Source organism: Nocardia sp. NPDC004722 (genome assembly GCF_053601505.1).
In genome coordinates this window covers 1-12,930 of record NZ_JBSGBY010000199.1, presented here as the reverse complement: position 1 = coordinate 12,930, position 12,930 = coordinate 1, and the positions used below count along the sequence as shown (strand labels likewise).

The window sequence follows — 12,930 nt, the reverse complement described above, 5'->3', positions numbered from 1 at the left end:
GGGCAGGGCCGGGCGGGGGCCGGTGACAGCGCGGATCAGGGCTCGGATGCCGCGCACTTGATGATGTGCCTGGTCATGCTGGGAATGCTGGTGTTTCCGGTGGCCGCGGACCCGCGCGCGGTGCGTGGGGTGCTGACGGCGATGGTGGTGGTGTACACCCTGGTGCTGGGAGAGCGAATGCTGCGGTGGCGCAGCGTGATCGGGAGCGTCGACAGCGGGGGAGGCAAGGTCGGCGCGTTCGCGTATCACGTGGTGACGGCCGCGGCGATGTTGTACGCGATGAGCGGGCACGGGTCGCACGGGGGCATGGTGATGCGCGGGCACGGGGGGCCCGCGCCCGCACCGATGCTCGCCCTGGCGGCCCTGTTCGTGGTGGACGCCCTGGTGATGGGCGTGCCCGCGCTGCGCACCCGGTTGCCACGGGTATTCCCGCACACCATGGGCGCCTCCGGATCGCTGACCGCCATCCCGCACCTGGTGATGGATCTCGGCACCGCCTACATGCTGGTCGCCGCCGCGGCCGCCTGACCCGGGGGCCGTTCGACCTGATCACCGTCGAAATGGTGAGATAGAGAGGTTGAGTCGGTTCGCCCGATTGGGTGTGGCCGGTGCCGGGTGATGGAGGTGCTTGATGGGTTCGCTGTGGCATGGCTTCGCCGATATGGGCGCGGTCGAACGTGACGGTGCGTTCGTGGTGACGCGCGGCGAGGGCGCGTACATCTGGGACGAGGGTGGCAACCAGTATCTCGACGCCACCGGCGGACTGTGGTTCGCCAATATCGGTCACGGCCGTCGCGAGATCGCCGACGCGGTGGCCGCGCAGCTGACCCAGGTCGCGCACTACTCCAACTTCGGCGACCTCGCCGCCCCGGTCACCCGCGATCTGGCCGAACGGCTCTCGGCGCTCGCGCCGGTGCCCGGCAGCAAGATCTTCTTCACCTCCGGCGGCTCCGACGGCGTCGACACCGCCGCCAAGCTGGCCCGCCGCTACTGGCAGGAGATGGGACGCCCCGAGAAGACCATCCTGGTCGGCCGCCAGAAGGCGTACCACGGCATGCACGTCGGCGGCACCTCGCTGGCGGGCATCCCGGTCAACGGCGAGGGCTACACGGGCGTGTTCATGCCCGACACCCGCACCATCGAATGGGATCAGGCCAAGGGCCTGACCGCGCTCATCGAAGAGGTCGGCGCGGACCGCATCGCGGCCTTCTTCGCCGAGCCGATCATCGGCGCGGGCGGCGTGTACCTGCCGCCGGAGGGCTACCTGACCGAGGTCCGTCAGATCTGCCGCGACAACGACATCCTCTTCGTCGCCGACGAGGTCGTCACCGGCTTCGGCCGCATCGGCGGATCCTGGTTCGCGTCTTCACGATTCGGCCTCGAACCCGACATCATGACCACCGCCAAGGGCCTCACCTCCGGGTACGTCCCCATGGGCGCGGTCTTCATCGCACCCCGCATCGCCGAGCCGTTCTTCGCGGGCGGCGTGTGGTGGCGGCACGGCTACACCTACGGCGGCCACGCCGGTGCGGCCGCCGCCGCCATGGCCAACCTCGACATCTTCGAGCGCGAGAACCTCCTGGCCGCCAGCAAGAACCTGGAATCGCTGCTGCACCAGCACTTCTCCCCGCTGGCCGACCACCCCCGCGTCGCCGAGGTGCGCAGCGGCCTGGGCGCCGTCGCCGCCGTCCAACTCGCCGACCCCGCCGAGGCTCTGACGATGGTGAAAACCCTCCGCGCCCATGGCATCTCGACCCGCGCCGCCGGCCAGGGTGCCCTCCAAATCTCCCCGGCCTTCGTCATCACCGAAAGTCAGGTCGAGGAGATGGCGGCCCGCTTCGCCGCCGCTCTCGGCTGATCACGGGGCTTTGTCAGGCGTGGTCGTGCCCGCCGGATAGCTCTCCGGCGGGCACATGCCTGAGCTTGGCCACCGCCAGCACGGCCACCGCGATCGCGCCGACCGCCGCGACACCGGCGGTGATGTGGACGCCGTGGACGAAGGCCGCGCGGGCGGCCGCCAGCACCGCGTCGCCGAGGTCGGAGGGCAGCGTGCCCGCCACCTGGACTGCCTCGCCCAGCGTCTCCCGGACCGAGTCCGCGCCGGGCACGTTGCGCGGCAGCGTGTCTCTCAGATCGCCGCGGTAGATGGCCAGGCTGATGCTGCCCAGGATCGAGATGCCCAGCGCGCCACCGAGTTCCGCGCCGGTCTCGGAGACCCCCGAGGCGGCACCGGCCTGCTCCGGCGGAGCCGAGCCGACGATCAATTCGGTGGTGATACCGAACACCGGGGCCAGGCCCAGGGCGATCAGCAGCGAGGCGATCACCGCCATCGCGGGGCCGCCGTGCAGGGACAGCTGTGTCAGCATGACCAATCCGATGGCGGCCAGCACCATTCCGGCTCCGATCAGATAGGCCGGGCGGACCACCCGCACGATGCGCGGGGCGGCCTGCGAGCCGATGATGAAGCCGATATTGGACGGGGCCATGGCGAGACCGGCGGCCAGCGGCGTCATATCCAGCACCAGCTGGAAGTACTGGGCCACGAACAGGAAATAGCCGAAGGCCACGAAGATGGCGATCACATTGATGCCCAACGAGGTTCGGAAGGCGCCCAGCCGGAACAGGCTCAGATCCAGCATGGGATCCGGCCGGGTGCGCTGCCGGTGCACGAACCACGCACCCGCTGCCAGGCCAACGGCGACCGCGACCAGCGGGATCGTGCCGAACCCGTCCTGTGCCACCTGCTTCATGGCCAGCACCAGCGAGATCATGGCCACCACACTGAGCGCGGCGCTGACCAGATCGAGGCGGCCCGCCTCCGCGTCACGGAACTCCGGCAGCACGCGGGGACCGAGCACCAGCAGCAGCGCCATCACCGGGACGGCCAGGAAGAACACCGAACCCCACCAGAAGTGTTCCAGCAGAACGCCACCCAGCAGCGGGCCGACCACGCCACCGGCGGAGAACGCGCTCACCCAGGTGCCCACGGCCAGCGAACGCTGCCGCCGATCGCGGAACATGTTGAAGATCAACGAGAGGGTGGAGGGCGCGATGGTGGCCCCGGCGATACCGAGCAGCGCCCGGCACACGATCAGGAATTCGGCGCTGGGGGAGAAGGCCGCCACGATCGAGACCACCCCGAACAGCGCCCCGCCCAACAGCAGCAGCCGTCGCCTGCCGATGCGGTCGCCGAGCGTGCCCATGGTGATCAGCAGACCGGCCAGCATGAACCCGTACACGTCGATGATCCACAGCAGTTCGGTGCTGCTCGGATGCAGTGTCGCGCTGATCTCCGGCACGGCCAGATGCAGCACGGTCAGATCCATGGCATAGACCAGGCAGGCCAGCGCCAGTACCGCGAGGCCGATCCATTCGCGCCGGCCCGCCCGCTCGGACCCCGCGAGCGCGGTCGATGACATGACGGTGTCCACGACGGATCGTCCTTCCGATAGCGAATGAGCTGTTGCCGTTAACGACGGCGGAGAGTCCACCTTCTCATCGCCCACCGACAGCTTCGCAACCCAATTTCCCGGGCACACCGGCGGTACCCTGCGGAAATGGTCGAATTCGAGAGCTACCGGGCCAACCTCGAGGTGGCCGATCTCACCCCCACCGTCGAGTTCCTGCGCGATGTCCTCGGCTTCACCGTCGAGGTGCACGAACCCGCGATGGGCCTGGCGCTGCTGCGGCGCGACGGTGTCGGGCTCGGCATCGTCGCCACCGCGAACCCCGCCGTCAACGAGACCACCGCCGGGTACGTCGGCGTGGCCGATGTGGATGCTCTGCATGCACACTGCGTGTTACGGGAAGCCGATATCGTTACGGGCCTGACCGAACATCCCTGGGGCCTGCGTGATTTCGTGCTCCGCATCCCCGGCGGCCACCGCCTCGCCTTCGGACAGCGGATCCGGTAGCTAGATGAGGATCGGATGGTCGGCGACCACGCGTCCGCCGACGCGGGCCCAGCCGTCGGAATCCCATTCGGTGAAGATCTGGGAGCCCTCGCCCTGGGTGATCTTCAGGCCCCGGGTGAGCAGTGCGGTGAGGCGGATGGCGGCCGCCCCGGTCGCCTCGTCCTCGGGAACTCCCATGGCGGGAGCGAACATTCGCGCCCGGACCGCACCGCGCGGTTCGTTGGTCCAGCCCCAGCAGTAGTGCTTGCCCTCGGGGAAGTCGGCGGGGTCCAGGGTGGCGATCTCGGCCGCGTCCTCGAACTGGTGGAATTCGAAGGTCGGGGCCCATTCCGCGCGGGCGCGGGCCCAGGTCAGGCCGTCGGTGAGGCTGACCTCGACCGGCCCGGCGGGAACGTCGATCACCTTGACCGGCTGCTGCTGGTCGTTGAGCCACCACGCGGTGCCGACGCTGGGATGCCCGGCGAAGGGGAGTTCGACGGTCGGGGTGTAGATGCGCATCCGCACCCGCCCTGCCACCACGTCGTCCACCACCACGGTCTCGCTGTAGCCGACCCGGGCCGCGAGCGCCTGATGGTCGACGTTCTCGACGGCCGCATGCCGCACGATGCCGAGGGGATTGCCGAAGCGTCCGGCCGGGTCGGTGAACACGCGCACGACTTCGATTTGAGCGCCATCGCTTTCCGGAACGGTCATGCCACGCGAGCTTACCGACAGTTATCGATTCGCGGGAGGCGGTTATCGGTTCGTGGCTGGCGTGCAGCTGTCGAGCATGTCGGCCAGGGCGCTCTTCTCGGTGGGTTGCACGCTCAAACCCCAGCGCTGCTTCACGCTGATCCAGCGGCGCGCGTAATCGCACCAGTACGCCTGGCGCGGCTTCCACTGATCCGGGGTCTTGGAGCCCTTGTCCTGATTGGCCTGCTTCTGCACCGCGAGCAGATTGCCGACATCGTTGGCGAACCGCTCGCGCCGCTCGGGCTGCCACTCGGAAGCGCCCGAGCGCCAGGCGTCCCCGAGCGCCACCACGTGATCGATCTCGATCTCCGAGGCGTGGAACCGGTCGTAGGGCAGGCGCTCCCCGCTGTACGGGTCGATCAGGGTGCCCGACAGCACGAGGCACGAATTGCCGTCTCCCACACGTTCTTCGGTGAGGTCGCGTTTCATGACCGTCTCGCGGGCGGTGCATCCGCCGGGCAGTACCGGTTCGCCGCCGCGGCCCGACCAGCCGGGGCCGAAGGCATTGCGCTGGTAGGACTCCCAATTGCGGTTCCAGGCGACGGTGAGCCGGTCGAGTCCGCCGCGCGCCTGGGTGGCGTCCAGTACCGCCGTGCCCGTCGCGCCGTCGAGCGGGGTCGGGGTGGGGTCGGTGTCGCGGTGGTGGTCGAGCCATAGGGCCGTCGCGCCCGCGGCGACTACCAGCAGGATGGCCGAGGAGGCCAGGAACTTGCGCCTTCGACGCCGGGCAGGGGTCCGGGAGCGCGGGGGCATGCGGGGGAGTCTAGGTCGGCATTCCGGACCATCCCGGCATTGTTGCCGACCGGTGACCCGATTGCAGCAATCTGTTGGCAAACCAGAAAGGGGCTGTACACCTCAGGTGTACAGCCCCTCCGGGGATTACACGTTCGCCGTGGCCAGCGCCTCGGTCGAGGCCACCGCCTGGCCGACCCCGGCCACGATCGCCGCCGCCCGCAGCGCCTCGAAGATCACCTCGCGCGACACGCCTTCCTCACGCAGCGTGTGCTCGTGCGCCTCCAGGCAGTGCTGGCATCCGTTGATCGAGGACACCGCGAACGACCAGAGTTCGAAATCCGCCTTGTCCACACCCGGATTGCCGATGATCTGCATGCGCAGTCCGGCCCGCAGATCGTCGTAGCGACCCTCGAGGAACGCCTTGCCGCGGTAGAACACATTGTTCATGCCCATGATCGACGCGGCCCCGAGCGCGGCGTTGTACGCCTCGGCCGAGAGCACGTCGGCGGCCTCCTCGGCGATCTCCCGCAGCGTGGTGGCCGAGCGGGTGGCCGCCGCCGACGCCAGCAGGGTGCCCCACAACTGCTGTTCATTGAGCACGGTGGTGCGCGACAGCGAGGACAGGTTGAGCTTCAGATCCTTGGCGTACTCGGGTAGCGAGTTCTTCAGATTTTCGATGGTCACGGCGAATTCCCTTGCGAGTGCTGGCGGTTGGAGAGGATCGAAGCTCAGACCGAGGCGGTCATGAGCTCGCCGGCCTTGATGGTCGGGTCGCCCTTCTTCCAGTTGCACGCGCACAACTCGTCGGACTGCAGGGCGTCGAGCACGCGCAGCACCTCGTCGACATTGCGGCCCACCGAGCCCGCGGTCACCGACACGAACTGGATCTCGTTGTTCGGGTCGACGATGAAGGTGGCGCGGTCGGCGACGCCGTCGGCATTGAGAACGCCGGTGGCGGCGGCCAATTCGCGCTTGAGGTCGCTCAGCATGGGGAACGGCAGGGTCTTGAGGTCCTCGTGCTGGGCGCGCCACTGGAAGTGCACGAACTCGTTGTCGACCGAGGCGCCGAGCACCTGCGCGTCACGGTCGGCGAATTCGTCGTTCAGCTTGCCGAACGCGGCGATCTCGGTCGGGCACACGAAGGTGAAGTCCTTGGGCCAGAAGAAGACGATGCGCCACTTGCCCACGTAGTCGTCGCTCGAGATCTGGGTGAAGTAGTCGTCGGGCTGCTGAGCGTTCACCTTCGAGAGATCACCGCCGATGACTGCCGTCAGGTTGTAGGCGGGGAACTGGTCGCCGATGGTCAGCAGGGCCATGCTTGCTCCTCATATGTAGTCGTACCGATTGTGTCGAGACCTATATACGATTCTTGATCCTGGCCGAACTGCCGTGACAGGTAAACGTGATCGGTCGCACTACACTCATAGGCGTGACTGATCAGTCTTATCAGCCCACCCTGTCACAGCTGCGTGCGTTCGTGGCCATCGCGGAATACCGGCACTTCGGCACCGCGGCGACCCGGCTGGGCGTGAGCCAACCCACGCTATCGCAGGCGCTGGCATCACTGGAAAACGGACTGGGGCTCCAGTTGATCGAGCGCAGTACGCGCCGCGTGCTGGTGACCGTCGACGGCAAACGGCTACTCCCGCAGGCCATTGCCACCCTCGAAGCCGCTGACCGATTTGTCGCCTCCGCGGCGGGACAGGGAATCGGCGGCGCACTGCGGCTGGGCATCATCCCGACCGTCGCCCCCTACGTCCTGCCCACCCTGCTGCCCGAATTGCGCAGGCGAATGCCCACTTTGGTGCCGCACATCATCGAGGACCAGACCGCGCGGCTGCTCACCGGCCTGCGCTCGGGCGTCCTCGACGTGGCCGTGCTCGCGCTGCCCGCCGACGCCGCCGGGCTGGTCGAGATCCCGCTCTACACCGAGAAGTTCGTGCTGGTGCTGCCACGCGGGCACGAGCTGGCGGGACGCTCCGACCTGAAACCCGGCGAACTGGACGCACTTCCGCTGCTGCTCCTCGACGAGGGCCACTGCCTGCGCGATCAGACCCTGGATCTGTGCCGGGCCGCGCAGGCGCATCCGGGCGCGGTCGGCGACACCCGGGCCGCGTCGCTGGCCACCGTGGTGCAGTGCGTGGCAGGCGGTCTCGGGGTGACCCTGATCCCGGCCATGGCGGTCGGCGCGGAAACCGCGCGCGGCACCTTGGATATCGCCACCTTCGCCGCACCCGCGCCCGGGCGCACCGTCGGGCTGGTGTTCCGCTCGTCCACGGCGCGCGGCGAGGATTACGACCTGCTGGCGGAGATCATTCGCGAGTGCCGCGCGGAGTGAACGGGGACGGACATCACCGACATGTCGGGCCGGACATAACCGGCACCTGCGCGGTTGCGCCGTCCCAGACCGTCTGAAACGCTCTGGCCATGCGGATTCACCATCTGAACTGCGGCACCATGGGTTTCGGCCTGGTCAACCACTGTCTGCTCGTCGAGGCGCGGGACGCGCTGGTCCTCGTCGACACCGGGTTCGGGCTGGACGCGGTGCGGCAGCCCTCGAAGATGCTGGGTGCCGCGCGGTTCGCACTGGGAGCGAAGCTGCACGAGGCGGAGACTGCGGTGTACCAGATCCAGCGGCTCGGCTACGACCCGCGCGACGTCCGCCACATCATCCTGACCCACCTCGACCTCGACCATTCCGGTGGGCTCTCGGATTTCCCCGAGGCCACCGTGCACGTGCACGGACCCGAATTCCGCGCCGCCACCGCCAAACCCACGCTGTCGGAGAAGCTGCGCTACCGCGCGGCGCAGTGGTCGCACGGGCCGAAGTGGATGGTCAACGAGGTCGAGGGCGCCGAGGAATGGTTCGGCTTCACCGCCGTTCGCGATCTGCCGGGGCTGCCGCCGGAGATCCTGGTGGTGCCACTGGCCGGGCACACGCGCGGGCATGCCGGGGTGGCCATCGACCACGGCAACGGATGGCTGCTGCACGCCGGGGACTCCTTCGTCACCGAATCCAGCGTCCATCCCGAAGAACCGTTCACGCCCTTCGGCTGGAAGCTGTACGAGACCGGGGCCATCGTGGGCGAGGCGTACCGGGCCAATCAGCGGCGGCTGCGGGAGTTGCGCCAGCGGCACGGGGATCAGGTGACCGTCATCAATTCGCACGACGCGGGGACCTTCGCCCGGGTGGCGCGTACAGTCGGCCGATGACCGACCGGTGGGCACGGAAACGTCCGTTCGCGAGTGATCCGCTCTTCGTCTACGGCACCTTGCGATTCGCGGCGGTGCTCACCGAATTGCTCGGGCGCGTACCGGAAATGGAGGCCGCACGGTTGCCGGGCCGCCGGGCCGCCGCCTTGCCGGGACGGTCGTATCCGGGACTGGTGACCGCCCCCGGCGGCGTGACCGACGGCTTCCTGCTCACCGGGCTCACCCCCGGAGAGTGGCTGGTGCTCGATGCCTTCGAGGACGACGAATACGATCTGGTGCCGGTCACGGTGACCGCAGGGGAGCGGGTGGGCTACGCCTGGACGTATACCTGGACCGCCCAAGCCGAGGAGCAGGACTGGTCGGCGGCCGCGTTCGAGGCCGAGCTCCTGCCGCGTTACGCCGCGAAATGCGCTGCGTGGCGGCGGGATTTGGTCCTGCTCAGCGAGACTGTATGACGCGGGACACATTCCTGCGGTAGAAGTTGGTCGCATGAACGAGGGCACGGCGGCGAGTACGGATTCGACGGTGGCGGGCGCGCGATCGCAGGCGCTCGGAGATCTGCTGCGGCGCAGCGCGGCCCGGGTACCCGGCAAGACCGCCCTCGTCTGGCGGGATCGGCGGGAGAGCTACGCCGAGCTGGACGCCGCGGTGAACCGGGTGGCGCACAGCCTCGCCGATCGCGGTGTGGTGCAGGGGGATCGGGTCGCGATCTATTCGCACAACTGCCGCGAGTTCGTGCTGGCGTACTTCGCGCTGGCGCGGCTGGGCGCGATCTCGGTGCCGATCAACTTCATGCTCACCGCCGACGAGGTGGCGTTCATCCTCGAACACTCCGGCGCGACCGCGCTGCTCGCCGAGGACGCCCTCGCGGGGGAGGCCGAGGCCGCGGTGAAACAGCTGGGCGACAGCGAGATCCGGCTGTTCGGCTGGATCGGGCTGGGCGGCCTGCCCGCCGCGCCCGGCTGGGAGGACGTGCGCGACTGGGAGACACACGCCGACGCCTCCGCTCCCGAGGTGCACGTCGGCGACGACGACCCCATCCAGATCATGTACACCTCCGGCACGGAATCCCGGCCCAAGGGCGCGGTCCTGTCCAGCCGCGCTCTCATCGCCCAGTACACCAGCGTGGTCGTGGACGGCCGGATGAGCGCCGACGACATCGAAGTCCACGCGCTGCCGCTGTACCACTGCGCGCAACTGCACTGCTTCCTCACGCCCGACCTGTGGCTGGGCGCGACCAGCATCCTCCTGCCGGGCCCCGACCCGGCGACCGTACTGCGCACCATCGAAACCGAACGCGCCACCAAACTGTTCTGCCCGCCTACTGTCTGGGTCTCGCTGCTGCGCCACCCCGATTTCGACAGCTTCGACCTGTCCTCGCTGCGCAAGGGCTACTACGGCGCGAGCATCATGCCGGTGGAAGTGCTGCACGAACTCTCGCGGCGACTACCCGGTGTCGGGCTCACCAACTTCTACGGGCAGACCGAACTCGCCCCGCTGGCAACGGTTCTCGCCCCCGAAGACCAGCTCACCAAGCCCGGCTCGGCGGGCCGCCCCGCGTTGAATGTCGAAACCCGCGTGGTCGACGACGACGATGTCCCGGTCCCCGCCGGTGTCGTCGGCGAAATCGTCCACCGCTCCCCGCAAGCCATGCTCGGCTACTGGAACGACCCCGCCAAAACCGCGGAAGCCTTCCGCAACGGCTGGTTCCACAGCGGCGACCTCGGCGTCCTCGACACCGACGGCTACCTGTCGGTCGTCGACCGCAAGAAGGACATGATCAAAACCGGTGGCGAGAACGTGGCCAGCCGCGAAGTCGAGGAAGTCCTCTACGAACACCCCGACATCTCCGAGGCCGCCGTAGTCGGCATCCCACACCCGCACTGGATCGAAGCCGTGACTGCGATCGTGGTGACCCGCACCGGAATCGAACCCGATGCCGCCGCCGTGATCGCCCACTGCAAACAACGCCTCGCGGGCTACAAGGTTCCCAAGTACGTGACCTTCGTCGAAGCCCTCCCCAAGAACCCCAGCGGCAAAATCCTCAAACGCGAACTCCGCACCGCCCACGCCCATCTCGCCACCGAGTCCTGATCACCCGATCCGATCCACGTGCTCGATGTTCGCCCGATCGCCGGGATCCGCACTCGCGTCCCCGGCGAACCAGGCATCGAGAATCTCGGTGAGCTGCGCCCGAGAGGTCAGCCGCAGGCTCAACGCGAGCACGTTCGCGTCATTCCACTTCCGCGCCCCCTCGGCGGTATAGGCGTCCACGCACAACGCCGCCCGCACCCCCGGAACCTTGTTCGCCGCGATCGACGCCCCGGTGCCGGTCCAGCAGCACACCACCGCCTGCTCGGTCCGCCCCTCCGAAACGTCCCGCGCCGCAGCCTCACTGGCCCAAGCCCAGTCGTCCCGCTCCTCCTCGGCAAGCGCCCCGTGCAGCGTCACCTCATGCCCGCGCCGCCGCAACTCCTCGACCACCGCATCCGCCACCCCGGCCCGTTCGTCCGCAGCCACCGAAATCCGCATGGCCGCAGTATCCCTCGCTGACGCCCGTGGCGGGCCGTTCAGGTGCGGTTGGGGAGGTGGTGGCGGAGGAGGACGGTGAGTTGGGTGCCTGCGTCGGTGAAGGGGAGGACGGATTTGAGGGCTCGGCTCTGGACGATCGCGCCCTCGATGACCGAGAGGATGAAGCCGGAGAGGGAGCAGGCGGTGGCGCGTTCGATGCCTGCCGCCATGAGGCCGTCGGCGAGGCGGGCGGTCCATTCGGAGAACGCCTGCCCGGCGGCGGATTGCAGGGGTGGGTCGAGTTCGTCGAGGGCGGCGGCCATCATGAACGAGCCCGCGCGGAAGTCGCTGGTTTCGAGCTGGCCGCGCCAGAAGGCGAGCAGTTCGTCGACCCAACCGGCCAGCGTCGGCGCGCCGGGGAGGGCGTCGGCCATGCGGCTGACATGGGAGTAGACCATCCGGGAGACGAGCCGGGCTGCGGTCGCCACCAGTTCGCCCTTGCCCGACGGGAAGTGCTGATACAGCGAGTTTCTGGAGGCATTGCTGCGCTTGAGCAGCTCGTTCAGACCGGCCGCGTGCACCCCGTGCTCCTGGACGGTGGTGATGGTGCTCGCGATCAATCGGGCGCGCGGTCCCGCCGACATGCACATTCCTCCAGCTCTTGTGTGAACCGATCGGTTCATGTTACACATTAGCCGGATGAACCGATCGGTTCACACCCGTTTGAACTTTATCGGGAACAAAGGACCTCGTGCGCATGCCTGCCCAGATCGCCACCGCTACCCCGGTCGCCCACGCCGCGCTGCTCGGCCTGGGCGTCTACCGACCACGCCGGGTGGTCCCCAATGCCGAGATCGTCGACCGCATCAACTCCTCGGACGAATGGATCCGGACCCGCTCGGGAATCGAGGCCCGGCACTGGGCCGACGCCGACGAGACCATCGTCGGCATGAGCACCGCCGCCGCCAAGGACGCCCTCGACGCCGCCGGCGTCACCGCGCAGCAGATCGACGCGGTCGTGCTCGCCACGTCCTCGCAGATGGTGCTCGGCCCGTCGGCCGGCGCGGTGGTCGCCACCGAACTCGGCATGCACGACACCGCCGCCTTCGACGTCTCGGCCGGCTGCGCGGGCTTCTGCTACGCGCTGGCCAACGCCGCCAACCTGGTGCGTTCCGGGCAGGCCCGGCACGTGCTGGTGATCGGCGTGGAACGGCTCTCCGACCTGCTCGACCAGGACGATCGCACCTGCGCGTTCATCTTCGCCGACGGCGCGGGCGCGGTCGTGGTGGGACCCTCGGACGTCGAGGGCATCGGCCCGGTGGCGTGGGGCTCGGACGGCAGCCAGACCGCGGCGATCAAGCAGGACAAGGACTTTCAGCAGTACTTCGCCGAGGTGGCCGAGGCGGAGGCCACCGGCGGCACCACGGTGCGGCCCTACATCCGGATGAACGGCGCGGCCGTATTCCGATGGGCTGTCACGTTCTTGGAGAAGGCCTGCCGCGACGCGCTCGACAAGGCCGGTGTCACCGTCGACGATCTGGACGCCTTCGTGCCGCACCAGGCCAACGGCCGCATCACCGACGCGCTCATCCGGGCCCTGCACATGCCCGAAAGTGTCGCTGTCGCAAGGGATATCGCGCAGACCGGCAATACCAGCGCCGCCTCGATCCCGATGGCGATGGAGCAGCTGCTGCGCTCGGGGGAGTCGAAGGCCGGTGACACGGCGCTGCTGCTCGGCTTCGGCGCGTGCCGTGGCCGTCCAGCTCGGCTACGACACCCTGCCGGGCGTCACCGTCAACCGCTACTGCTCGTCCTCGCTGCAGAC

The 12,930-nt window shown here is 68.7% G+C and carries 15 protein-coding genes; 8 read left to right on the top strand and 7 right to left on the bottom strand.

All coding sequences use genetic code 11. From position 1 onward, the window contains the following. Together ACWELQ_RS20495 and ACWELQ_RS20490 are read left to right on the top strand one after the other, a co-directional pair. On the top strand, positions 1-528 hold a 528-nt coding region (locus tag ACWELQ_RS20495), incomplete at its 5' end, for a DUF5134 domain-containing protein (RefSeq protein WP_452398632.1). A 103-nt stretch (positions 529-631) separates the two neighbouring features. Next, positions 632-1,858 carry an aminotransferase family protein gene (locus ACWELQ_RS20490; RefSeq protein ID WP_452398631.1) on the top strand — a complete coding sequence of 409 codons (1,227 nt, stop codon included), beginning with the start codon at positions 632-634 and terminating at the stop codon, positions 1,856-1,858. A 13-nt stretch (positions 1,859-1,871) separates the two neighbouring features. Here the strand turns inward: ACWELQ_RS20490 and ACWELQ_RS20485 are convergent, their stop codons facing one another. Beyond that, entirely contained in the window at positions 1,872-3,419 is a 1,548-nt protein-coding gene (locus ACWELQ_RS20485; protein WP_452398633.1) for an MFS transporter, read from the bottom strand. 138 nt (positions 3,420-3,557) lie between these two features. Between ACWELQ_RS20485 and ACWELQ_RS20480 the strand changes: the two genes are divergently transcribed. Further along, the gene (locus ACWELQ_RS20480; protein ID WP_452398630.1) at positions 3,558-3,914 is read left to right on the top strand and encodes a VOC family protein; all 357 of its coding nucleotides are present in this window, start codon (positions 3,558-3,560) and stop codon (positions 3,912-3,914) included. Here the strand turns inward: ACWELQ_RS20480 and ACWELQ_RS20475 are convergent, their stop codons facing one another. The 4 genes from ACWELQ_RS20475 to ACWELQ_RS20460 form a co-directional block, all read right to left on the bottom strand. After that, positions 3,915-4,607 (bottom strand): PhzF family phenazine biosynthesis protein, encoded by a 693-nt coding sequence (locus ACWELQ_RS20475; RefSeq protein WP_452398629.1) that lies wholly within the window; start codon positions 4,605-4,607, stop codon positions 3,915-3,917. Positions 4,608-4,649: 42 nt separating this feature from the next. Further along, positions 4,650-5,399, bottom strand: coding sequence for an HNH endonuclease family protein (locus ACWELQ_RS20470; RefSeq protein WP_452398628.1), 750 nt, complete (start codon positions 5,397-5,399; stop codon positions 4,650-4,652). Between the two features lie 126 nt (positions 5,400-5,525). Next, positions 5,526-6,065: a carboxymuconolactone decarboxylase family protein gene (locus tag ACWELQ_RS20465; protein WP_452398627.1), complete on the bottom strand. Its 540-nt coding sequence runs from the start codon at positions 6,063-6,065 to the stop codon at positions 5,526-5,528. A 44-nt stretch (positions 6,066-6,109) separates the two neighbouring features. Then, positions 6,110-6,697: a peroxiredoxin gene (locus tag ACWELQ_RS20460; RefSeq protein WP_452398626.1), complete on the bottom strand. Its 588-nt coding sequence runs from the start codon at positions 6,695-6,697 to the stop codon at positions 6,110-6,112. Positions 6,698-6,810: 113 nt separating this feature from the next. Here ACWELQ_RS20460 and ACWELQ_RS20455 point away from each other — a divergent pair, with 113 nt between their 5' ends. The 4 genes from ACWELQ_RS20455 (at position 6,811) to ACWELQ_RS20440 (ending at position 10,688) form a co-directional block, all read left to right on the top strand. After that, positions 6,811-7,719, top strand: a complete 909-nt coding sequence (locus ACWELQ_RS20455) for a hydrogen peroxide-inducible genes activator (RefSeq protein ID WP_452398625.1) — start codon at positions 6,811-6,813, stop codon at positions 7,717-7,719. An 89-nt stretch (positions 7,720-7,808) separates the two neighbouring features. Further along, entirely contained in the window at positions 7,809-8,594 is a 786-nt protein-coding gene (locus tag ACWELQ_RS20450) for an MBL fold metallo-hydrolase (protein WP_452398624.1), read from the top strand. Further along, positions 8,591-9,049 carry a gamma-glutamylcyclotransferase family protein gene (locus tag ACWELQ_RS20445; protein WP_452398623.1) on the top strand — a complete coding sequence of 153 codons (459 nt, stop codon included), beginning with the start codon at positions 8,591-8,593 and terminating at the stop codon, positions 9,047-9,049. The genes ACWELQ_RS20450 and ACWELQ_RS20445 overlap by 4 nt, the downstream gene beginning before the upstream one ends. 34 nt (positions 9,050-9,083) lie before the next feature. After that, positions 9,084-10,688 carry an acyl-CoA synthetase gene (locus tag ACWELQ_RS20440; protein WP_452398622.1) on the top strand — a complete coding sequence of 535 codons (1,605 nt, stop codon included), beginning with the start codon at positions 9,084-9,086 and terminating at the stop codon, positions 10,686-10,688. On the opposite strand, the gene ACWELQ_RS20435 is transcribed toward ACWELQ_RS20440, so the two are convergent. Both ACWELQ_RS20435 and ACWELQ_RS20430 read right to left on the bottom strand, forming a co-directional pair. Further along, the gene (locus ACWELQ_RS20435) at positions 10,689-11,126 is read right to left on the bottom strand and encodes an RpiB/LacA/LacB family sugar-phosphate isomerase (protein ID WP_452398621.1); all 438 of its coding nucleotides are present in this window, start codon (positions 11,124-11,126) and stop codon (positions 10,689-10,691) included. A 38-nt stretch (positions 11,127-11,164) separates the two neighbouring features. Next, positions 11,165-11,749, bottom strand: coding sequence for a TetR/AcrR family transcriptional regulator (locus tag ACWELQ_RS20430; protein ID WP_452398620.1), 585 nt, complete (start codon positions 11,747-11,749; stop codon positions 11,165-11,167). 113 nt (positions 11,750-11,862) lie between these two features. Here ACWELQ_RS20430 and ACWELQ_RS20425 point away from each other — a divergent pair. Continuing rightward, a partial coding sequence (locus ACWELQ_RS20425; RefSeq protein WP_452398619.1) for a beta-ketoacyl-ACP synthase III occupies positions 11,863-12,930 on the top strand: 1,068 nt, incomplete at its 3' end.